Here is a 19,669-nt window from a genome sequence, read left to right on the forward strand (position 1 = left end):
CATATAAAACCTCCCGAACGAGCACATGGCCTAGCCAGGCGCCCCATTCGGGAGGTTTTATCATTTCATATGGCGAATCCTCATTCGGACTCGCTTGATCCTTATTCTTAGTTCTGTTCCTGCTCCACAACCTCGGTCTTAAATACGTTATCCAGTTTGGTACCCAATCTTTTGACCAGCGGCACCTTGATATCCCGGCTCAGCTCCTTGAAAAAAGCGTCCATGTCACAATTAATCTTATCCAACACGACCTTCACGGTACCCTCTTCCAAGATCTGCTCATTCAGATCCTCCGGTACGGTAACCGAGATATCATACTTCTTGCTTAACGTTTTAATGTAGCGGGTAAAGATTTCGATAAGCTCCTCATTGTTGAACTTCTCAACTGCAACTTGCCCTTTGTTAGTAAATTTCAAATTCACTCTCACGTTAGCATTTCCCCTTTTCCTTTTGACCATTTATTTTGGATAAACGTTGAACCTTTCAGAGGCTCTTCAAAGAAAGGGCCTTACCGGTCGTTTTAGACTCTTGTCCTTTGATATACTAAGTATAACACATTAAGGCCGTTTTCATTTCCCAACTTGTCGTTTTATGATAAAAAATGATACAATTTGCGCATTTTCAGCATAAATTCTTTCTTTTCATGCCAATCATTAGAAATAGTTTATACACAAATACACAAAAAAACGCCTATCTCGCAAAAGAAAGACGTTTCCGTATAGATGCCTAAGTGGTATGCATTTACAGAGGTTTCGTACATTCCCAACCGTGTGAACGATACTCACGCACAGCGTCTCGTATATCCTCAATATCATCAGAATGCAGCAAAACGGCAGGTAGAATTACCCAATATTCATTCTCCGCTAGATCAATAAATACGTCCTCGACATCGTAATATTGCATATCGCCAAATGCCGTATCCCTAATTTTCTGTCCAACCAAAGGTGTAAACTGGGAATCAAATGTTTTCATCACCTTCGTATATTCCTTCACGCCCGTTGCCGAGATCTGCTGTGAAATAATGACGCTCAATGCTGTTACCTCCCTGACCTAATAATGCTCATTATACCCTTCTCTCAGACCTTCTACAAAACCTTGTGCAAAAAAAATCATAAAAATCAATAGGCCGATGCCAATAGCTACGGAGCTGATTACGATAATGAAGATCCCCTGCGTGTCTCTTTGTTCCATCTTTTTAGTCAAAATTCCGAAAACAAGACCTATGATCCCCAACAAGCCTCCAACGACAAAAAAACTAAATACGAACCCCAAACCTGCAAAAATCCAGCCAAATAGAGCGAGCACCCAGCCCTGCGGCTGTGGCTCACTCTGTTTCATCTGCCAGCGTTCCCTCGCTGTAGGTGTATATCTGTCCATTCCTTAGCTCCCCCGCTCATTGCATCTCTTAAGAAAAAAATTCGCTCGCCTTCTCCCGATGGACAGGCTTGATATGCATGTCCAACACTTTCAAAGCTGCCAGCACAATCCCCGCATCATCTGTAAAACCCAACATTGGAATAACATCTGATATAGCATCTAATGGAGAAATAAAATACGCTAAGGCTCCGAATGCTACCCCTTTGGCATACAGAGGCGTTTCAGGATCTATCGCACAATAGTACATAGCCACCGCATCCTTCACAAAGGGAACTTTTCCAGCCGTGGACTTTACCTTATTGAAAAATCCCTTTTTCACCTGTTCTTCCTGTTTTGGATCATACTTGGCTTTGGTTACGTCAAAATCCTTCATAGGTTCCTCCTCTTGCTGACTGGTGAGTTTGAAAGTGCCACCTTCCCGCTTACCAAGCGGATAATTTTGAACCGTCATTTTCACTAACTCAACAGACTTATAGTCATATTTTACTATGACCTCCTTTGATATTCTAGTATATTTTTCCTATTCCTTGCTCCTATGTATTTGTACAGGCTTTTGCTTACGATTCCAGAACAAACTAAACGACCTTTCCCATTAGAATTTCGAGAAAAGGCCGTTACTAAAACAATATGAATCTTTTACTGTTTACCGTTGCTATAAATCGTGCTTAACTTGGATGTTGCTCTGATGCCATTCGGACCTTCAATAATGGCATGTCCTTGTTCAGTATAGCTCGATCCTGCCCAGTCGTTTGACATATCCAAATATTCTAGACCTGATCCATTTCCTTTCCAAGACCATCCGAGATAACCTACACCTTTTTGTTGGGCATAACTCATAATGGTGGCCTCGTCAACATCACCATTTGTATGCTTGATTCCGAATTCTCCAATGATGAGAGCTAGATTTTTGTTTAATACATTGTCAATATTGCTTTTTACTGTTTCGGCATTTCCCCCAGCGTATTCGTACATATGAATGGAGAACATCGTATTTTTAAGCGGATCGGCATCAAACACTTGCGTTCCGTAGTCAAAAATCGACTTCGGATATTGCCCCCACCCAGCGGCGTCAACCATAATGGTATTTTTGATGCCAGCATTTCTTAGCTTTGGAATAACTGATTTATACCCCTGTGCCCAGCCGTTCCCATCCCAAGTACCAAACCATTCATTCGCGATGTTGAGAATGACTGTATTTTCTTTTCCAATCAGTGCACTTTTCATTTCAATCCAGTAATCTGCGATTTTATTCAACACAGCAGCATTATCATTTCCCGTACCATCATGTACTTCAAGGATAACAACCAATTTGTTTTGTTCTGATAAAGTGATCAGGTTTTGCAACGCTGACAAATCATCTTTCGTCCATTGTTGACCGTCAGACAACACGATTCTAATCGTGTTCGCTCCGGTTTTGGCAATTGCAGGTATCGCAACTGACTCTTGACCTTTGTACCAAGTGTAAGCGTGATTAATTCCTCTCATGACAAAGGGATTTCCGTTGCCATCATAAAGCGTCGTACCTTTAACATAAAATCCTGTATTTTGAGAGGAGTCGGAACTTGTTGTTACTTTTAAGACATTACTTGGTTCCGAAATATTGCCTGCTGCATCTTTCGCTTTTACAGTGAAGTTGTAGGATGTGTTCGCAGTGAGACCCGTCACTATATAACTTGTTGTGGTGCTCGTACCTACCAGATCTGTTCCGTTATAAATAACGTAGCCAGTTACACCTACATTGTCTATTGAGGTCGTCCATGTAAGAGTGACAGATGTGCTCGTCTTGGATGAGCTTTGGAGGTTTGTTGGGGCGGTTGGAGGTGTCGTATCTGTTGTCGTATCAATCTGTGTGAATCTCCACCTTTGCTGAGCGCTACCGTTGTCGGCCCATTGTTGAACGTTTGCACCGTCATGGGTATAACCACCGACAACATCCAATGCTTTACCACTAGATTGCGAGATCAGCTTATAATATCCACCACCAACGTCAATGATTTTCCATTTTTGCTGAGCGTTCCCGTTGTCTGTCCATTGTTGAACGTTCGCTCCGTCATGGGTATTACCACCGGCTACATCCAATGCTTTGCCACTAGATTGCGAGATCAGCTTATAATATCCACCACCAACGTCAACCACTCTCCACTTCTGTTGCTCCTTTCCGTTATCGGTCCATTGTTGAACATTCGCTCCGTCATCCTTTGATCCCCCTTCAACTTCCAGGCTTTTTCCGCTATGCTGTGCAGTAATTTTGTAAACAGCATCTGAAATAATATCCGATTGGGCAGACGGTGTTGAATCAAGCGCTAGATTAGTAACTCCATCATTGTTAGCGCTTACAATCATGGTCGGCAATATATAAACAAGCATACTCAACGAGATCAAACACGACAATAACTTCTTCATTTTGTAACCTCCAGGTAACCAGCGTTACAATTCACCGTTTGCTCGAAGTTTCCAACATTTCTATTTAACTGCATCTCGACTTACCCCTCTCCCTTAGCTTATATATTCAAATTTCCATCCCTTAGGCACGTACTACGATCTCTCCCTTCCGGCCATAATTCGGAAAAGAAAAAAGAACCAAAAAGAGCTCTTTCCTAATATTAGGTAAACGCTTTCAATTATTCCAAACTAATTATGTGATTGGGAAATGAATTCTTACTCATTCTAGTTTACGTTATACTAAATGTCAATTGTTAGCATAACAAAAATACGTAAAATACAATCATTATAAAAAAACAAACATCCTATAAACATAACAAATTAGTGATATTGAGTACCACGTTTCTTTTATCACCTCTTTTTTTGCTCTAAAATATTATATTCATTGAATTCTTTACATAAGAACGAAAACTAGAAAAAAACAAAAAACCTTTAACGTAATTTTGTTAGTTTAATGTTTTTTTATAACAGTACATCTTGTTAGCTAATTTGGTACGACAAACCTCTTTGAAAATCATAGTCAAAAAAAGCACGCTATATTGGTGCTTCCAATATGCGTGCATGAAAGAAGTTATTGAAGTTCTTCTTGATCCATCGCCCCCCGTTAATCCTCAAATGTCTCACCGTTCTGATACTTGGTGGATAACTCTATTCTTTCTTTAATATTTACCAGATACACACTGCCTGCAATCAGCACCAGTCCCACAACAAACGTCAAAGTAAGTGATTCCTTGAGCATTACCATACTAAAGACCGTGGACAACACCGGTATCATAAACGTATAGGAGCCGACGGTTCCTGCATCTCCGTTATCGATCAGTTTAAAATAAATCATCCAGCCCATCGCAATCACGAATATCGAAATAAACAATAAAATCGCGATAAAGGAGGTAGTCCAGTGAATATCGCTCCATTTCTCGGTCGTAAATCCAATCCCATTGAGTATGATCCCCCCAAAAATGAGCTGCATCGTCACCGCCCAAATGGAGTCCAATTGATTGCTTTTTTTCTTCATATAAATCGTTCCGAGCGCCCAGCACAGTCCTGAAGCTAGCCCCAACACAATGCCCAGTACCGACAAATGCCCTGCCATCCCACCAGAGCTAATCACGATCACCCCGCCAAAACCCAGTACCAGTCCAATGACCTTCAGGGGAAACATACGCTCCCCCAACCACATCCAAGAGAATAATCCCAACAAGATCGGCTGAAGGAACACTAAAGTGGAAAATAACCCAGCAGGCAAATAACGTAGCCCTACCGTCTGCAAGCCATAGTAGCCTACAATATTAAATATGGCCAGCACAAGATAAGTCCACGCATTCTGTCTAAAGCGCAAGGTTTCCCGGTGACGCATAGCGAACAATAGCAGAATCACACCACCCAGTAGGGTACGGATTCCTGAAAAAAATATCGGCGGTGTATCTGGCAAAGCCAGCTTGGTCAACGGCCAGTTGATCCCCCATACCATCACTAATATCAAGACAAGCCACAGTGTAGCTTTAGGTGTTAATTTTTTCATAGATGTCTTCTCTCCCTTAGATTTTCATCGCTCATTGCTACCGACTAAAATCTGAATAGCCGTTTGCAAAGTTTTGCTTTACTAGCGTATACTGTGATCACTAATAAATAAAATGAATGTTTTCAATAAGGGAGATAACTTTTCACTTATGACCATTACTCAAATTATGATCTTCGTTCGCGTAGCTGAAACGCTAAGCTTCACCCAAACTGCTCATGAGCTGCATATGACGCAGCCCGCGGTCAGCCATGCCATCGCCAGCATCGAAAACGAGCTGGATGTCCAGCTATTGCTGCGCGATCGAAAAAAAGGAGTGCTGCTGACAGATATCGGGCACAAGGTACTGCTGCAATTCCGTATGATGCTGCAAAGCATGGAAAAGGTACAGCAGCAGGTGGCTGCTGAAAAAGGTCTAGACGTGGGCACGATCACGATCGGTGCCTTTCCTTCTGCCTCAGCCTATTTTCTGCCCTCGATTATTCATCATATTCGTCAGCATTATCCGAACCTTGTTTTCGACCTACATGAAGGCTCCACGAATGAAGTCAAGGAGTGGGTTCATACCAGAGAAATCGAAGCGGGTATCATCCTGTTACCAGACCCTCAGGTAGATGTCATCCCTTTATGTCAGGATGACATGGTTATTCTCCTGCCAGACGGTCACCCTCTACAATCGCACAACAAAATCGCCATTCGAGACTTGAATGAGCAGGATATGATCTTTTGTAAAGGTGGACATGAGGTCGCCATTATGGAAGGTTTTGAACGCGAACAAAGTCAGTTGCAGGCACAATTCATTACTCATAATATCAGCACCTTGGTCAGCATGGTTCGACAAGGACTGGGTATGGGCATTGTTTCTTCACTCGCCTTGTCCACGTTCCCCCATGATCTGACCGTCAAGGAGACTTCACCTCTGATCACACGCCAAATCGGTATCGCTGTACCATCCCTGCATAATGCTTCACTTGCTGTACAGTTATTTGTGCGAACCGCGCAGGAGCTATTTACGGATTCGAAGCAGTAGAAGCATTGGATCATGATCATTAGGAGGTCTATTCATATGCAGAGAAATCAAATCATTCGACCAAATAGCTAAATTTCTAACCCATTTCAGGTGGTTTTAGGGAAAGACGGAAACAATTCGTGGGGCCGAAACAATTGGTTGCCTATGCTGGACTACGACAAAGAGCAAATCAAAAATTAAAGGTCTATTAAGAAAAGAAAAAGAAAGAAGGCAAGCCTTACAAGGTAGCTGGGATCGCCTGCGCCAACAAGCTTATACATCACATATAATGCATTAATTCCACTGGTATATTATTCTAGCGCAGCGGGTAACCTATACTGAATACCTGCAATTTTTAAACTAGGAGGGTTTTGCATGGACCATCTCGCTATTTTGATCAGAAGTTTCTCTGCATTCGTTATACTCATGCTAATTGGTAGAATATTGGGGAAGCAAACCCTCTCCAATATGAACTTTCACGAATTCGTGACGGCGGTCATATTAGGGGCTATAGCAGCCAACTTTGCCTTTAACGAAAAAATAGAAGTTGTCCACCTATTAATAGCCCTGTCTGTTTTTACAATTACTTCTTATGTTTTATCCAAGTTTTTTTTGAAATTCAGAAACTTTAAGATGTGGACAGAGGGAGCACCCACCGTGCTCATAGAAGGAGGGTTCATTCTCGAAGATAACTTAAAAAAAAATAATATGACATTAGATTCTTTAAATCAACAGCTTCGCCAGAAAGAAATTTTTAATATAGAAGAAGTGGAGTACGCCCTCCTTGAGATTAACGGAAAACTATCTGTTCAAAAGAAAAAGGAACTGCAAGCCGTGACATTAAAAGACCTGCAGTTGAATGCAGGTAATGCCACACAGTTCCCAATTGAGCTTGTAATCGACGGACAGCTTTTACATGGCAATTTAAACTCCAATCATATTCCCGAATCATGGCTGCTGTCTCAACTGAAGGCACGCGACAAAAAGTTAGAGGACGTATTCTATGCCGTTAAAGGCAGCAACGGCCAACTCTATGTGGATGAATATAAGGATAAAATCCAGCATCCAATTGATGTGGAGTAGTATTGACTTTCGATCAATAGTTACCTGAGATTCAACGTAATCAGATAATTGTATTTGGCAGCGTGCTTAAGCTCATCCAATATGATACCGTACACCGTGTCCTTATAGATGCCAGCAGGCAAACCAAACCAGATGTTGCGATATCGTTCCACCGCACCCAACTCTCCCATCAAGGCGCGCTGTAGACCTTCTGTATAGGATTGCACCCTCTCATATTGCTCACTACTGATTCCTGAAATTTCCTGTCCTGTCAAAGCACGATACATCTCTCTGAACATTTTATTGTGACCGCGCTCATCATTACGGATGCTTTCAATAATAGCCACCTGCTCTTGTGAGGGTGCCAAATTGATCAATTCATCGTAGAACAACTCATCGTTACGCTCCCCTTGTACCGCTTCCTTTATCATTTGTACTGCTTTCGGAAATCCTGTGTTCCAGATAGGTACAAAATTGGTACGCATATAGTATGAATTTCCCCAGTAAGAAGGTACTTGATACAAGTTTATCTCCTCCCGATGTTAGTTTTTAGAAAGTATATGCACATCTGCCCATGTCGGTTCCTAACATTAGGAAAAATGACTGTTTCGCACACTCCTAGTCGCCCTTTTCTAGTGAAGTAATGCTGGCGGCTATTTGACTTACCAACATACTGGGTTGATTATACTGATGATAGCTAACACCAGGGAAGAACTCACTAAAAAATTAATTACGATTTGTGTCATAGTTGAAAGTGCTGCATCTATTACTATAAGCTACAGAGAAATAGACGAGGGACTCCTTGACAAACATTAGCTGGTTTTCTTGTCTTAATATGGTCTACTAAAAAAATAAAAAGGAGTTTTCCATAAACGGAAAACTCCTTCGCACGTTAAGCTATTTACTGCTACAGCTTGTTCAATGTCGGACCACCAATTCTCCGGCTACATCATCCCAGCGCCAAGAAACCTCATGTCCATGGAGATGTAGCCCCCCAAACCACTCGTCGATCCCTTGAACTGCAATACGGTCCACTGATTCATTCAGTACCTCATTACCCAACTCTGTCAGGATTACCTTTCGGTTCAGAAAATCCGGAATTTGTCTGAAATCCAAGCTGGCCTCATCCCCGTCAATGATCAGCAAAGGATGTTCGCCTTGCGCCAAAGCACGAATAAATTTCCAGTATTCGAGATCACCCATCCCAAGCACATGCAGGACGTCAGTTACCTGACGAAACAATTCCAATGGCGTATTCACTCCATTATGAACGGCCTGAAGCGTGGTCTGTTCCACAACGCCAAGACCATTCTGCTCCGAGGGCAGCCGCTTGAGATGCGCTGTGAAAGCTTCATAGGCAAAAGGCAGGCCGGATGCTGCCAATTCTGCCTTCTTGTCTTCCAGCAGATTAGCCATTTGAACAGGATCAGGAGAAGCATACGCCTGCCAAAGCTCGCTTCCAAGCTCCATTTCTTGCCGCCCAATAGTCCGCCAGGTCCCGGATAATGTTTGAAGCTGTGCCGGAGTGAGCTGTCCCAGACCATGAAACCGTTCGATTCCCGGAAACTCCCCAATACAGAGCAGGCTCAGCTTCGTGCGGCCCAGTTTCTGTCTTTTGAACCAGTGGAGCAGATAGGCGAGCATGCTCTGATCAAACAGGTCATGCTCAAACCACAACACGACTTCATCATACTTAATAAACTCACGAAGTTTCTGCTCTTGTTCCTCACAGCTCGTAATATATTTGCTGGCCGGAATACCCATCGTTTCTTCCAGGACCTGGGCCCGCAGTGCCCGTTCTTCCGCCCCCGCTGGATTTGCAAATATCGGTCCTGCCGGATACACCTCTCTCCATACAAGCACATCACCCTGTACAACACCCTGCTTCAACATCTCGCCTACAACATCACCGTTAACAATATGCAGCATGTTTTGCCCTCCCTCATACAAATGATTGAACACGGAAACAAGGTCGGCTACCGGGAGTGTACCTTTCAACTTTCGGCGGGCATCGTGCAGCCGCTTCTTAAGCGTCGGGACCGGAGTGCCCAGATAATCCGAAATTTCCTGCAGAGAGTAGCCGTAAAAATAAAACAATCGCAGAGGCACGCGCAGCTTGGCAGACAGTGCCTTCACCGATTGTTGCAGAACTTGGCTCTCCTCCCTACGCTCCGCAATTTCTGCTAAACCCGGTACTCCTCCGGAAACCTGCACAGCCTCATCCAGAGGAAGCATCGAATGATGCTTGCGCCGCAGCATCCGCTGGCACTGTCTTACGACAATGGTCTTGAACCAGCCTGGAAAAGTGGACGGGGTCTGCAGTTTCTCCAGATTCTGATAAGCCTCTATGAACGCATCCTGCACGGCATCTTCCGCGAGATGAACATCCTTCAGCATGTCATAGGACACCGCATAGGCCATCCCGCGAAAATGCAGCATCAGCTGACCGAACGCTTCCGCATCCCCTAGCCGCGCCTTTTCAACCCACTCCCTCATACGTCCCTAGCCTCTTTTCTTTCGTGTTCTTATTCTTAAGTGCCGGCTCAGTGGGGAAAGGTTACAAATCATGTTGATGGAAAGATGAAATGATTGATAAAGAGCTTCACTGAACACTGCAACCATATTAACAGTTTCTTTCTCAAAAGAAGCATAATGTAGCTACTGGTTGTTGGTTTTCAATAGAAATATATTATCCTTTATTTTTTACGAGGTTAAGTTCAATATGACTTCGACCATGTAGCCATAGCAGTTCATCCAGTAAAAATGCCAATCCATCCTTACTACGCAAACGCTCAATCATTTCTGTAACGACCTCCACAATCTCACGCTGTACATTGTTCGTTAGTTGGAGGCCCCCACTTTCCCCATCCACATATAGATGTGGATGATCCAGTTGATCTACCTTTCGTACATGCCGCAGACACAATATCCCATGTTCAAGATAAAAGAAATAGCTACGATCATACAGAACTCCCTCAAATAATTCATACATATGAGGGTCATCATCAGTTCCATATGTCATGGTAACTCTTTTTAAGCCAACTGGATTGCTCATATATACTTTCACTCCCTCAGAATTCAATTGTAAGTTCCTATACTTGAAATTTTAGTGAAGTAAAACTCTAATTCAAATAATGTGAATTTTTTATTCGATAAGTCCTGGAGGTCTGTATGCAATACTGTAATTTATGTATAAGAAGTCGTTCATTAAATACATTCGCATATATTCTCTCTCAAAAATCAATCGCAATATGGTATATATACCAAGTTAACTTCTATTTTGTTATTGAGGTACTTATACTATATGTTTGAATTCTTATAATCAAAATGGAGAGTGATACAATGGATTTTATAAAATCTATTTACACAAAACAAAACGTAAATAGCTCAGTACTCTTTTTTGCATTTTTAGTTCTATATAGTGTTTTTTCTGAGATTGAAATTAAACCCGTAGCTCTCTTGCTTTTTACAATTGTATTTGCCTTTTTTAATGCCCTGAGTAAATTTGTCCAATCCACACGTAGTGATAATGATCTTAAGTAAAGTTGTCCTTAAACACATTAAAAAGACCTCCAGGGCGAATATAGTACGTGACTATACCGTTCTGGAGGTCTTGATTTACATTTTCGAATTGTTAACGCCCCATCGTGTAGGTTTGCAGACAACCCATTTTCATTGTATCCCCGTTATCTATCTTAACAAGGCTCTTCGTTCGGTTTCCCAGCATCCGTAGCTGTACGGAAGCTTGAACCACAGCCGCATGTAGCTACGGCATTCGGGTTATGAATCGTGAAGCCGCCTGACATTCCAGACTCTTCAAAGTCGATTTCCAGACCGTCCAGGTAGCGGATGCTTTCCTTTTCCACTACAATCTTCATATCCTGTACGTTCATATATATATCCTGATCCGTCTCGTTGTCGTCAAAGCCCATTGCATACGAGAATCCAGTGCAACCACCCGGCGTAACACCCAGACGTAAAAACATATTCGGCGTTTCCTGCTGCTCCAGCATATCTTTCAAACGCTCAGCAGCGGAATCGGTGATGTTAATCATAGCTCCATCCTCCTCTTTTACTTCATGTTCTCCTTCAGTATACTCCACTATTAGCAGGTGCTCAAGTCATGGAATGTCCTTCCCTTACAGGCTTAAAGACCTGTTTTTCTATTCGTTTGTATTGAACACCGGTGGTGTGAGGTTTATAATAGGTGAAGAGTGTGTAAAAGAAACTGTCGGAAATTTGTCATTTCAAAGGCGATATTTTGAGACATTCATCATTGTAGCCTGGCATTGTAACATTTTTCACATATCGTATATCCGCGCTGCCGGATTCTTACCGACGGAACGGGACATCCTGTGCGCACCTAGCGCTTGTGCCGCTGATTTAGCGGACAGCCTCGCACAGAGCAACTTGAAGGAGGAATAGGCATGTCCACATTAGTTACACCTTTTACAGACCGCAGAATGGCGGAAATTGTAGAAAAGGTACAGAACGGTATTCGTTTAAACCTTGAAGACGGTATATATTTGTATGAAACTGACGATATCCTCACACTGGGTCAGTTGGCTAACGAAGCTAATTTACGCAAGAACGGAAAAAAGGTTTATTTTATCGAAAACATGAGCCTGTACTTCACCAATGTATGCGAAGCGCGCTGCGCGTTCTGCAATTTCCGCAAGGATCAGGGGGAGGACGGCTCTTATACGTTGTCCGGGCAGGAAATGATTGATTATGTAGAGCAACACATCCATCCGGGGGTAAGAGAATTTCATATCGTCGGTGGTCATAATAATCATGTGCCTTTCCAATACTATGTAGACTCATTGAAGGCGCTGAATGAAAAGTATCCCCACGTTACACTGAAAGCTTACACTGCAGCGGAAATTGACTTTTTCACACGCATAAGCGGCTTGAGTATTAAAGAAGTGCTTCAGGAGCTGCAAAAGGCTGGACTTCAATCCCTGACTGGTGGTGGCGCGGAAATCTTGTCCGACGAATATCGGAAGAAGATGCGTGTTACGAAAGCCAACGTGGACCGCTATCTCGAAGTACATCGCACGGCCCACAATCTCGGCATGAAAACTCATACGACTATGCTGTACGGTTCGGTCGAATCGTATCAGGATCGTATTGAACATATGCTGCAAATTCGCGAATTGCAGGACGAAACGAACGGATTTATGGTATTTATTCCACTGTCCATGCAGCCGAAAAGCAAAAACGCCAACATCATGCGTCGTAACTCCGCTTACGAGGATCTCAAAACCATTGCGATCAGCCGCCTGATGCTGGACAATATCGACCATGTCAAAGCTTACTTCATTAATATTGGCCCGCAATTGACGCAGGTCGCTCTCACCTTTGGCGCATCAGACGTCCATGGCACGATTGTGCGTGAGCAGATCAGCCATGCCGCAGGTGCGTTAACCCCTGCCGGATTGACCCGTAAAGAGCTAATCTGGCTGGTCAAAGGTGCAGGACGCATACCTGTAGAACGGGACACCTTCTATAACGAAATCGAAGTTTTCGAATAAATGTAATATCGGATTCAGATTTCCCGCGAGCATTTCATCCCCATTACTCACACCATGCAGCATCATGCTGCCTCGGAATACGCTGGTCTGCCTGACAAAGGCAGGCCCGATTCTCGGGTTTTATAACAACAAAAACTTGTGTTTGATCGATAAGACACCAGACCATTTGCCGGGGACACGGTAGCGAAAGGAAGGCGGATTTTGATGAAAAATTTCGTTATTCTGGGGGGCGGCTATGGCGGCCTTACCATTGCCAAAGAATTGCTGGATAAACACATTCCCGACGATGTTCAAGTTATTTTAGTGGATCGAATGCCCTTTCAGGGGTTGAAAACAGAGTACTATTCCCTAGCGGCAGGTACGGTTTCTGATTTTGATTTGCGGGTGCATTTTCCAGATGAACAACGTCTTATTCGCAAATATGGAGAGGTCACCTCGATGGATCTGGAGAATAAGATTGTCCATTTTCAAGACGGTGAACCCTTGCCCTATGACCAGCTTGTCATTGCGTTGGGTTGTACCGACCGCTTTCACAATACACCAGGGGCTGAGGAACACAGCTGTACGATCCAGTCATTTAACCATACTCGCCAAACCTATCTGCGCTTGAACGAAATCAAGCCATATGGACATGTTCATATTGTAGGCGGCGGTCTTAGCGGTGTTGAGATTGCTGCGGAGTTACGTGAAAGCCGCACGGATTTGAATATTACCATTATGGATCGGGGCGAGCGGGTGCTGTCGGCATTCCCGCAACGTTTGTCTGCCTATGTACATGCTTGGTTCAAGGAGCATCAGGTAAATGCGCTGAATCATGTTGCGGTTTCCCGTATTGAGCCGGGGGCTATTTATAACCGTGACGAGCAAATTGTAACGGATGCAGTGGTATGGACGGCTGGGATTCAGCCGGTAAAAATCGTGCAGGATTTAGCCGTCCCTAAAGACCCTCAGGGTCGTATCGTGCTCAACGAGTATTATCAAATACCAGATCATCCTGAGGTGTATGTGGTCGGAGACTGTGCGAGCCTTCCCTACTCTCCAAGCGCTCAGGCGGCAGAAGTGCAAGGGGAGCAAATCGCACACATTGTACGCGACCTGTGGAAAGGTCAAACGCCTCATCCGCATCCTTTAAAGCTGCGCGGTACATTAGGCGCACTTGGCAAGAAGGCCGGGTTCGGCTATGGCTTTATGGGCAGTACCTCATTGCGCGGACGAGTACCACGCCTGCTTAAAAGCGGCGTGCTCTGGAAGTCCAAACGCCATTTTGGCTAACCGCATGCTCAACAAACAAAGAAGACCCGCTCCCAGAGCAGGTCTTCTTTGTTTGTTGAGTGTATGATGATGTATATTTCCTATACAAAAGGAAGCTGGTTAAACGGACCATTCTATTTCAATCCAAATCTAGGTTATCCCATGCTTCAGCTTCCTTAATTTTGTTCATAATCACTTCGTACAGAAGCTCTGCTGAATCTGCGGATACAATCTCACCGTTGACCATCGCATAGGGTTCGGCGTTGCACTGACCACAATTGCTTAGGCATCCGTATTCAATCACATCATAATCTGGATTCTGCTCCAGCTTGGACATGATTTCATCGGTACCCCAATGCATATTACTGGTGCAAAACTCAATAATAGGCCTTAACATTTTTTCACCTGCTTTGGATGACGGGCATTTTAATTTGGCCCGCTTTGTAATATAATAATAAAGGTATAGGAAAGGAGTTGAATTCTAATGAGCGAAACACAAAGCGTTCAAATGTATGACGAAGTAGCAGATGTACTGGATAAGCTCCGTCCGTTCCTGCAACGCGATGGTGGCGACGTTGAGCTGGTTGACGTTGAAGACGGCATCGTTAAGCTGAAGCTGGTAGGCGCTTGCGGCAGTTGCCCAAGTTCCACAATCACGCTGAAAGCAGGGATTGAACGCGCTCTTCTCGAAGAAGTCGACGGCGTCCAAGAAGTGGTACAAGTATTCTAATGCTTGATGCATAATGATCATGAGAGTCTTGACTTCGGTAACGAAGCTCAAGACTCTTTTTTGTATTACAGCGTCTGAAGGATCACTTAAGCTTATATGGTTGGCCGAATGGGATCTAAACCTCCCGATACATCCATAATATTGCCTGTTATAAAATCCGAATGCTCCTCACATAAATAGGCGATCACTCGTGCAATGTCCTCTCCGCTCCCCGGACGTCCACGCGGTGTCTCTTTATCCTGCATGCCGATGACATCGGCGATTGACATTTCCTTATTTGCTCCTCGGATGTCCCCTGGACAGATCATATTGACCGTAATGCCATAAGGAGCTTCCTCCACAGCCAGTGACTTCGTAAAAGACACCAGCCCCACCTTGGCGGCTGCGTAGACGGCACGATGCGGCCAAGCCCTTGCTTCTCCAGCATGACCAAAGCCAAAATGAATAATACGTCCCCAATGCTGGCTACGCATGTGGGGCAATACCAAATGATCCAGCAACATGGTACCGACCAGATTTCCTTGTATCATGGCATGAATCTCAGCCACACTGTAATCCGCAAACAGACGGCGTTCCCGGATAAACGGTCCGGCATTGTTCACCATAATATCGACTCCACCCAGCCGATCCTGTACTTCACCAATCAGCCTCGTGATATCTTCCTGAACAGAGATATCCCCTTGTAAAGACAGGCAGCGTACTCCCTTAGACTCAATCACCCGCTTAAGCGCTTCGGCTTCTGCTTGGCTATGCACATAATTTAGCGCAATATTACAGCCTTCATCCGCCAGACGCAAAGCGGTCGTTTTACCTAAACCTTTGGCACTGCCGGTTATGAATGCGACTTTATCTCTCAACAATTTTCCTCCTGTTCACAGAGAACGGTCACCCCCAAGTATAAAATATTTAAGCTTCCCCTACAACTCCATCCAAAAAGAAACCCCAGTCCTCTTGTTCAAGAGAATCTGGGGTTTGCGTGCAATGCGTTCTCGTTCCCTGCTTAAAATGCTGGAATAATCGCGCCTTGGTATTTATCTTCGATGAATTTTTTAGTTTCTGGAGATTGCAAAGCTTTGATCAGCTTCTGAATCGCTTCGGAATCTTTATTATCAGGACGTGCTACCAGAACGTTAGCATAAGGAGAATCTTTATCTTCCAGTGCCAGTGCATCCTTCGTTGGATTCAGCTTCGCTTCCAGAGCGTAGTTCGTGTTGATCAACGCAATATCCACTTCAGGCAACTGACGTGGCAGCATAGCCGCCTCAAGCTCCTTGAATTTCAGGTTTTTCTTATTTTCAGTAATATCTTTTACCGTAGCTTCAATGTTGCTTGCGTCTTTCAGCTTGATCAGACCTTGTTTCTCCAACAACAGCAATGCGCGGCCTCCGTTTGTCGCATCGTTCGGAATGGCTACAGTTGCGCCATCTGGGATTTCATCAAGCTTTTTATATTTTTGGGAGTAGATACCGAATGGCTCCAAATGAACTGCGCCCACAGAAACCAGATCCATTTTGCGCTCTTTGTTCATCACATCCAAGTAAGGTACATGTTGAAAGAAGTTAGCATCCAGTTGCTTGTCAAACAATTGTACGTTCGGCTGTACATAGTCGTTAAACTGAACGACTTGGAGACGAACCCCTTCTTTTTCCAACTGAGGCTTGATCGCTTCCAAAATTTCCGCATGCGGCACAGGAGAAGCTCCAATTTTCAGCTCCACTTCACGTGGTGATCCGCCTGTATTTTCGGTCGCATTGTTTGTATCCGATGTTGTGCTCTTTGTACCGCAAGCCGCCAGCACCGCAATTAATGTCAAGCTTAGTACAGCCAATACCCATTTCTTCATGTTATTACCCCTCCAATAATTTGTAATATTCAGGATCAGACGTCCTGATCAATAAGGATATCTATATGTTTTCCCTATTTTCGAGTATAATGCCGCACGAGACGATCTCCCGCCATTTGCAGCAATTGTACCAATACGACCATCAGCACGACCGCAACGATCATGACAGCCGTTTCATAACGATAATAGCCGTAGTTGATAGCCAGTGTACCCAGTCCACCGCCCCCGATCATCCCGGACATTGCCGTGTAGGATACGAGTGTAACGACGGTAATGGTTAATGCAGCGAGCAGACCCGGAAGTGCCTCACGTAACAGCACACGCCGGATAATTTGTCCTGTCGAGGCACCCATCGCTTGTGCGGCTTCAATGACGCCCTTGTCCACTTCACGCAGAGACGTTTCGACAAGACGTGCGAAGAATGGGGCCGCCCCAATAACCAATGGTGGAATGGTTCCCAACACCCCGGTCGAGGTACCTACCAGCGATCGTGTAAAAGGAATAAGTGCAACGATCAAAATGATAAATGGTACGGAACGTAAAATGTTAACGATGAATGATAATACAATGTATATCACCTTCATCAGAGTTAACGAGGAGCGACTCGCCAGAAACAATAATATGCCAAGCGGCAAACCAATAATGAGGGTGAACAATGCGGATGCTCCGAGCATCTGAAGGGTTTCCAGAGTAGAATTCCCTAGCTCATCCCAACTCACTTGTGAAAAATCAAGTTCGCTCATTGTCCGATCACCTCCACATCAAGTCCTTGCCCAGACACTTCGCGCAGCGTATGCTCTATATCTTCATGGTTTCCTTCAAAACGAACGATCAGCTGTCCATAGGGTACATTTTTAATCGTAGATATGGTTCCCTGCAAGATCGCAAAATCAACACCAGTGCTTCGAGCCGTACGCGACAGAATCGCATCATATGTTTTACTGCCCAAGAAGGAGATACGTACCACCTGCGCCGACTCACCGCCACCTGCTGCCGCAATCGCTGCTTGCAACTCCTCGGGATGTTCTGACTCCCGTTGGATAAAGTCCTTGGTTACCTGGTGCTGTGGCTTCAAAAATACTTCCGCCACTGGGCCTTGCTCCACGATGTCGCCCTGATGAATGACGCCAACTCGATCACAAATGCTTTGAATGACATGCATTTCATGTGTAATCAGCACGATGGTTAAATTAAAGCGCTGATTAATATCCAACAGCAATTTCAGGATAGACCCCGTCGTTTGCGGATCAAGCGCAGAAGTCGCTTCGTCACACAGCAATACATGAGGATCACTAGCCAGCGCCCGTGCAATTCCTACCCGCTGTTTCTGTCCACCTGAGAGCTGTGACGGATACTTTCCACTGTGTTCTTCCAGACCCACCAGTTCCAGCAGCTCACGAACTTTCATGTCCAGCTTTTCCCTGGGAGTGTTTACCAACCGCAAAGGAAATGCAATATTGTCATACACCGTTGCCGAAGATAACAAATTAAAATGCTGAAAAATCATTCCGATTTTTCGACGTTGCTTCTGTAACTGGGATTGACTCACAGTAGCGAGGTTTACCCCGTCTACCCATACTTCACCTGAAGTAGGGCGTTCCAATAAATTAATACAGCGGATCAATGTACTTTTCCCCGCCCCGGAGTGACCAATCACTCCGAATATTTCTCCACGCTTTATAGAAAGATTCAACCCAGATAGCGCATTAACGCGTCGGTTGCCTTTGCCATAATGCTTGGTTAACTGCTTAAGCTCTATCAACGTGCTGCGACCCCCTTCACTTCTTCCTTACCCTTTTAACCAATTGTCATCTCTCAGGATTGTATAAAATCGCTATTTATTTATACAAAAAAGAGCCCCTTTCACAGAATGAAAAGGGCCCCACCTTGCGAACCTTTTCTCATCTGCCAAAATCGCTATAACTCTAGCGGTTTTGTAGGAATTAGCACCATCATGTTCCCTCCCAGTGTATTACACCGGGAAAGAACGGGTTGCCGGGCTTCATCGGGCCAGTCCCTCCACCTCTCTGGATAAGAAAAATATGTTAAACTCCAGCTTTAGCTGTCCGTTAAGTTTATATAAAAAAACATAATTCAAGCATTTTTCTGAAACTAGGTTTCAGTATAGATAGTTTACATTGCTTTGTCAAAGGATATTTTCTATCATATTTTTGGGCGTACTGCCCGGTTCTCCCATTGTTTCGCAGTATAAGTAAAGGCGTTTGACAGCGACCGACATACCATTTCCAAGCCCTGCTGCAAATCTTCCAAATGGTGATCGAGGTCCTCCAGTTGGATTTTTCCATACAAAGCTCGGTGTCGTTGCCAGAGATCATCCTGCATTTCCGTATTCATATAGTGTATCTCCGTATTCCGACGCTTACGCAGCCGATTGATGGCATCGTTGTAAGTGTCCTTGATATCATTTAAATTATCGGTCAATACAGGATGCATTTTGAGATACTTGAGCTGCCGCAACACGGTAAAATACGAATAATGCGCCTTATACTGCCCTGTTTTTAAATCATACAGATCATTTAGCCAGTTACCCAGCTTATCCAAAATAGAGAAAACCCGAACAAACCCATCTTTATAAAAGAAAACATATAATGCATAATCGGATTTTTCATCCTCACTCATATCTTCAGCATATCCGGCTTTCACTTTCATACGGAAAAAGGCGGAAGCATGATGGCTCTGCTCCAGTTCATCCAGAGATGACATTAGACCGCGTGTTAAAATATCCGCCTTCCGGAAATCGTGGGTCGGATCTCCACCAGCCTGAATTTGCCGCTCCAGCAGGTTCAACATAGCTGACATGCTATTCATGGCATCTAGCAGGATGCCTTTGTTCACACGTGGTGGCTCACCCAGTAGCTTGCGTATCATGCTTACGCCTCCT

Annotated in this window: 21 protein-coding genes and 1 riboswitch; of the genes, 5 read left to right on the forward strand and 16 right to left on the reverse strand. The window is 44.3% G+C overall.

The annotated features are described in order from the left end of the window. Positions 1 to 107 precede the first annotated feature (107 nt). The 6 genes from MKX30_RS09365 to MKX30_RS09390 form a co-directional block, all read right to left on the reverse strand. Positions 108 to 428: a hypothetical protein gene (locus tag MKX30_RS09365; protein WP_023990165.1), complete on the reverse strand. Its 321-nt coding sequence runs from the start codon at positions 426 to 428 to the stop codon at positions 108 to 110. Between the two features lie 313 nt (positions 429 to 741). Continuing rightward, a complete protein-coding gene (locus MKX30_RS09370) occupies positions 742 to 1,032 on the reverse strand; it encodes a hypothetical protein (protein ID WP_013311821.1) in 291 nt (96 codons plus the stop codon). A gap of 18 nt (positions 1,033 to 1,050) precedes the next feature. After that, positions 1,051 to 1,377: a hypothetical protein gene (locus MKX30_RS09375; protein ID WP_023990166.1), complete on the reverse strand. Its 327-nt coding sequence runs from the start codon at positions 1,375 to 1,377 to the stop codon at positions 1,051 to 1,053. 28 nt (positions 1,378 to 1,405) lie between these two features. Then, on the reverse strand, positions 1,406 to 1,750 hold the full coding sequence (locus MKX30_RS09380; protein ID WP_048481562.1) for a YkvA family protein: 345 nt from the start codon (positions 1,748 to 1,750) through the stop codon (positions 1,406 to 1,408). 263 nt (positions 1,751 to 2,013) lie between these two features. After that, the gene (locus MKX30_RS09385; protein WP_023990168.1) at positions 2,014 to 3,780 is read right to left on the reverse strand and encodes an RICIN domain-containing protein; all 1,767 of its coding nucleotides are present in this window, start codon (positions 3,778 to 3,780) and stop codon (positions 2,014 to 2,016) included. Between the two features lie 643 nt (positions 3,781 to 4,423). Further along, positions 4,424 to 5,341, reverse strand: a complete 918-nt coding sequence (locus MKX30_RS09390; protein WP_023990169.1) for a DMT family transporter — start codon at positions 5,339 to 5,341, stop codon at positions 4,424 to 4,426. 148 nt (positions 5,342 to 5,489) lie between these two features. On the opposite strand from MKX30_RS09390, the gene MKX30_RS09395 reads away from it, so the two are divergent. Together MKX30_RS09395 and MKX30_RS09400 are read left to right on the forward strand one after the other, a co-directional pair. Next, entirely contained in the window at positions 5,490 to 6,368 is an 879-nt protein-coding gene (locus tag MKX30_RS09395; RefSeq protein WP_023990170.1) for a LysR family transcriptional regulator, read from the forward strand. 354 nt (positions 6,369 to 6,722) lie between these two features. Further along, complete coding sequence (locus tag MKX30_RS09400) at positions 6,723 to 7,430, forward strand: DUF421 domain-containing protein (RefSeq protein ID WP_023990171.1); 708 nt, start codon at positions 6,723 to 6,725, stop codon at positions 7,428 to 7,430. A gap of 20 nt (positions 7,431 to 7,450) precedes the next feature. Here MKX30_RS09400 and MKX30_RS09405 read toward each other — a convergent pair whose 3' ends face one another. From MKX30_RS09405 to MKX30_RS09420, 4 genes are all read right to left on the reverse strand, one after another. After that, positions 7,451 to 7,894: a ferritin-like domain-containing protein gene (locus MKX30_RS09405; RefSeq protein ID WP_048481564.1), complete on the reverse strand. Its 444-nt coding sequence runs from the start codon at positions 7,892 to 7,894 to the stop codon at positions 7,451 to 7,453. A 433-nt stretch (positions 7,895 to 8,327) separates the two neighbouring features. Then, positions 8,328 to 9,905 carry a sigma-70 family RNA polymerase sigma factor gene (locus tag MKX30_RS09410; RefSeq protein ID WP_341062753.1) on the reverse strand — a complete coding sequence of 526 codons (1,578 nt, stop codon included), beginning with the start codon at positions 9,903 to 9,905 and terminating at the stop codon, positions 8,328 to 8,330. 193 nt (positions 9,906 to 10,098) lie between these two features. Then, positions 10,099 to 10,464, reverse strand: a complete 366-nt coding sequence (locus MKX30_RS09415) for a hypothetical protein (RefSeq protein WP_053326055.1) — start codon at positions 10,462 to 10,464, stop codon at positions 10,099 to 10,101. A gap of 640 nt (positions 10,465 to 11,104) precedes the next feature. Then, positions 11,105 to 11,464, reverse strand: coding sequence for a HesB/IscA family protein (locus MKX30_RS09420; RefSeq protein WP_013311832.1), 360 nt, complete (start codon positions 11,462 to 11,464; stop codon positions 11,105 to 11,107). 372 nt (positions 11,465 to 11,836) lie between these two features. Here MKX30_RS09420 and mqnE point away from each other — a divergent pair, with 372 nt between their 5' ends. Both mqnE and MKX30_RS09430 read left to right on the forward strand, forming a co-directional pair. After that, positions 11,837 to 12,943: an aminofutalosine synthase MqnE gene (gene mqnE / locus MKX30_RS09425; RefSeq protein WP_023990177.1), complete on the forward strand. Its 1,107-nt coding sequence runs from the start codon at positions 11,837 to 11,839 to the stop codon at positions 12,941 to 12,943. A 204-nt stretch (positions 12,944 to 13,147) separates the two neighbouring features. Next, positions 13,148 to 14,215 carry an NAD(P)/FAD-dependent oxidoreductase gene (locus tag MKX30_RS09430; protein ID WP_069080299.1) on the forward strand — a complete coding sequence of 356 codons (1,068 nt, stop codon included), beginning with the start codon at positions 13,148 to 13,150 and terminating at the stop codon, positions 14,213 to 14,215. Between the two features lie 118 nt (positions 14,216 to 14,333). Here the strand turns inward: MKX30_RS09430 and MKX30_RS09435 are convergent, their stop codons facing one another. Then, the gene (locus MKX30_RS09435; protein ID WP_023990179.1) at positions 14,334 to 14,591 is read right to left on the reverse strand and encodes a YuzB family protein; all 258 of its coding nucleotides are present in this window, start codon (positions 14,589 to 14,591) and stop codon (positions 14,334 to 14,336) included. Between the two features lie 87 nt (positions 14,592 to 14,678). Here MKX30_RS09435 and MKX30_RS09440 point away from each other — a divergent pair, with 87 nt between their 5' ends. Further along, a complete protein-coding gene (locus MKX30_RS09440) occupies positions 14,679 to 14,924 on the forward strand; it encodes a NifU family protein (RefSeq protein ID WP_013311836.1) in 246 nt (81 codons plus the stop codon). 92 nt (positions 14,925 to 15,016) lie between these two features. Here the strand turns inward: MKX30_RS09440 and MKX30_RS09445 are convergent, their stop codons facing one another. The 5 genes from MKX30_RS09445 to MKX30_RS09465 form a co-directional block, all read right to left on the reverse strand. After that, complete coding sequence (locus MKX30_RS09445) at positions 15,017 to 15,781, reverse strand: SDR family oxidoreductase (protein ID WP_023990180.1); 765 nt, start codon at positions 15,779 to 15,781, stop codon at positions 15,017 to 15,019. Between the two features lie 143 nt (positions 15,782 to 15,924). Then, on the reverse strand, positions 15,925 to 16,767 hold the full coding sequence (locus tag MKX30_RS09450; RefSeq protein ID WP_023990181.1) for a MetQ/NlpA family ABC transporter substrate-binding protein: 843 nt from the start codon (positions 16,765 to 16,767) through the stop codon (positions 15,925 to 15,927). 74 nt (positions 16,768 to 16,841) lie between these two features. Further along, positions 16,842 to 17,510: a methionine ABC transporter permease gene (locus MKX30_RS09455; protein WP_023990182.1), complete on the reverse strand. Its 669-nt coding sequence runs from the start codon at positions 17,508 to 17,510 to the stop codon at positions 16,842 to 16,844. Continuing rightward, on the reverse strand, positions 17,507 to 18,529 hold the full coding sequence (locus tag MKX30_RS09460; protein WP_053326058.1) for a methionine ABC transporter ATP-binding protein: 1,023 nt from the start codon (positions 18,527 to 18,529) through the stop codon (positions 17,507 to 17,509). Before MKX30_RS09460 ends, MKX30_RS09455 begins: the two co-directional genes overlap by 4 nt. A 136-nt stretch (positions 18,530 to 18,665) precedes the next feature. Further along, positions 18,666 to 18,805: riboswitch (SAM riboswitch) on the reverse strand. Between the two features lie 125 nt (positions 18,806 to 18,930). After that, complete coding sequence (locus MKX30_RS09465; protein WP_025723590.1) at positions 18,931 to 19,656, reverse strand: Cthe_2314 family HEPN domain-containing protein; 726 nt, start codon at positions 19,654 to 19,656, stop codon at positions 18,931 to 18,933. Positions 19,657 to 19,669 lie beyond the last annotated feature (13 nt).

The sequence above is a fragment of the Paenibacillus sp. FSL P2-0173 genome (assembly GCF_038008045.1).
GTDB lineage: Bacteria > Bacillota > Bacilli > Paenibacillales > Paenibacillaceae > Paenibacillus > Paenibacillus polymyxa_B.

Coding starts and splice junctions, on each gene's coding strand:
- MKX30_RS09395 (WP_023990170.1), top strand. CDS start 5,490: ATGACCATTACTCAAATTATGATCTTCGTTCGCGTAGCTGAAACGCTA.
- MKX30_RS09415 (WP_053326055.1), bottom strand. CDS start 10,464: ATGAGCAATCCAGTTGGCTTAAAAAGAGTTACCATGACATATGGAACT.
- MKX30_RS09380 (WP_048481562.1), bottom strand. CDS start 1,750: ATGAAGGATTTTGACGTAACCAAAGCCAAGTATGATCCAAAACAGGAA.
- MKX30_RS09390 (WP_023990169.1), bottom strand. CDS start 5,341: ATGAAAAAATTAACACCTAAAGCTACACTGTGGCTTGTCTTGATATTA.
- MKX30_RS09405 (WP_048481564.1), bottom strand. CDS start 7,894: ATGCGTACCAATTTTGTACCTATCTGGAACACAGGATTTCCGAAAGCA.
- MKX30_RS09400 (WP_023990171.1), top strand. CDS start 6,723: ATGGACCATCTCGCTATTTTGATCAGAAGTTTCTCTGCATTCGTTATA.
- MKX30_RS09435 (WP_023990179.1), bottom strand. CDS start 14,591: ATGTTAAGGCCTATTATTGAGTTTTGCACCAGTAATATGCATTGGGGT.
- MKX30_RS09410 (WP_341062753.1), bottom strand. CDS start 9,905: ATGAGGGAGTGGGTTGAAAAGGCGCGGCTAGGGGATGCGGAAGCGTTC.
- MKX30_RS09440 (WP_013311836.1), top strand. CDS start 14,679: ATGAGCGAAACACAAAGCGTTCAAATGTATGACGAAGTAGCAGATGTA.
- MKX30_RS09375 (WP_023990166.1), bottom strand. CDS start 1,377: ATGGACAGATATACACCTACAGCGAGGGAACGCTGGCAGATGAAACAG.
- MKX30_RS09465 (WP_025723590.1), bottom strand. CDS start 19,656: ATGATACGCAAGCTACTGGGTGAGCCACCACGTGTGAACAAAGGCATC.
- MKX30_RS09455 (WP_023990182.1), bottom strand. CDS start 17,510: ATGAGCGAACTTGATTTTTCACAAGTGAGTTGGGATGAGCTAGGGAAT.
- MKX30_RS09430 (WP_069080299.1), top strand. CDS start 13,148: ATGAAAAATTTCGTTATTCTGGGGGGCGGCTATGGCGGCCTTACCATT.
- MKX30_RS09450 (WP_023990181.1), bottom strand. CDS start 16,767: ATGAAGAAATGGGTATTGGCTGTACTAAGCTTGACATTAATTGCGGTG.
- MKX30_RS09420 (WP_013311832.1), bottom strand. CDS start 11,464: ATGATTAACATCACCGATTCCGCTGCTGAGCGTTTGAAAGATATGCTG.
- mqnE (WP_023990177.1), top strand. CDS start 11,837: ATGTCCACATTAGTTACACCTTTTACAGACCGCAGAATGGCGGAAATT.
- MKX30_RS09385 (WP_023990168.1), bottom strand. CDS start 3,780: ATGAAGAAGTTATTGTCGTGTTTGATCTCGTTGAGTATGCTTGTTTAT.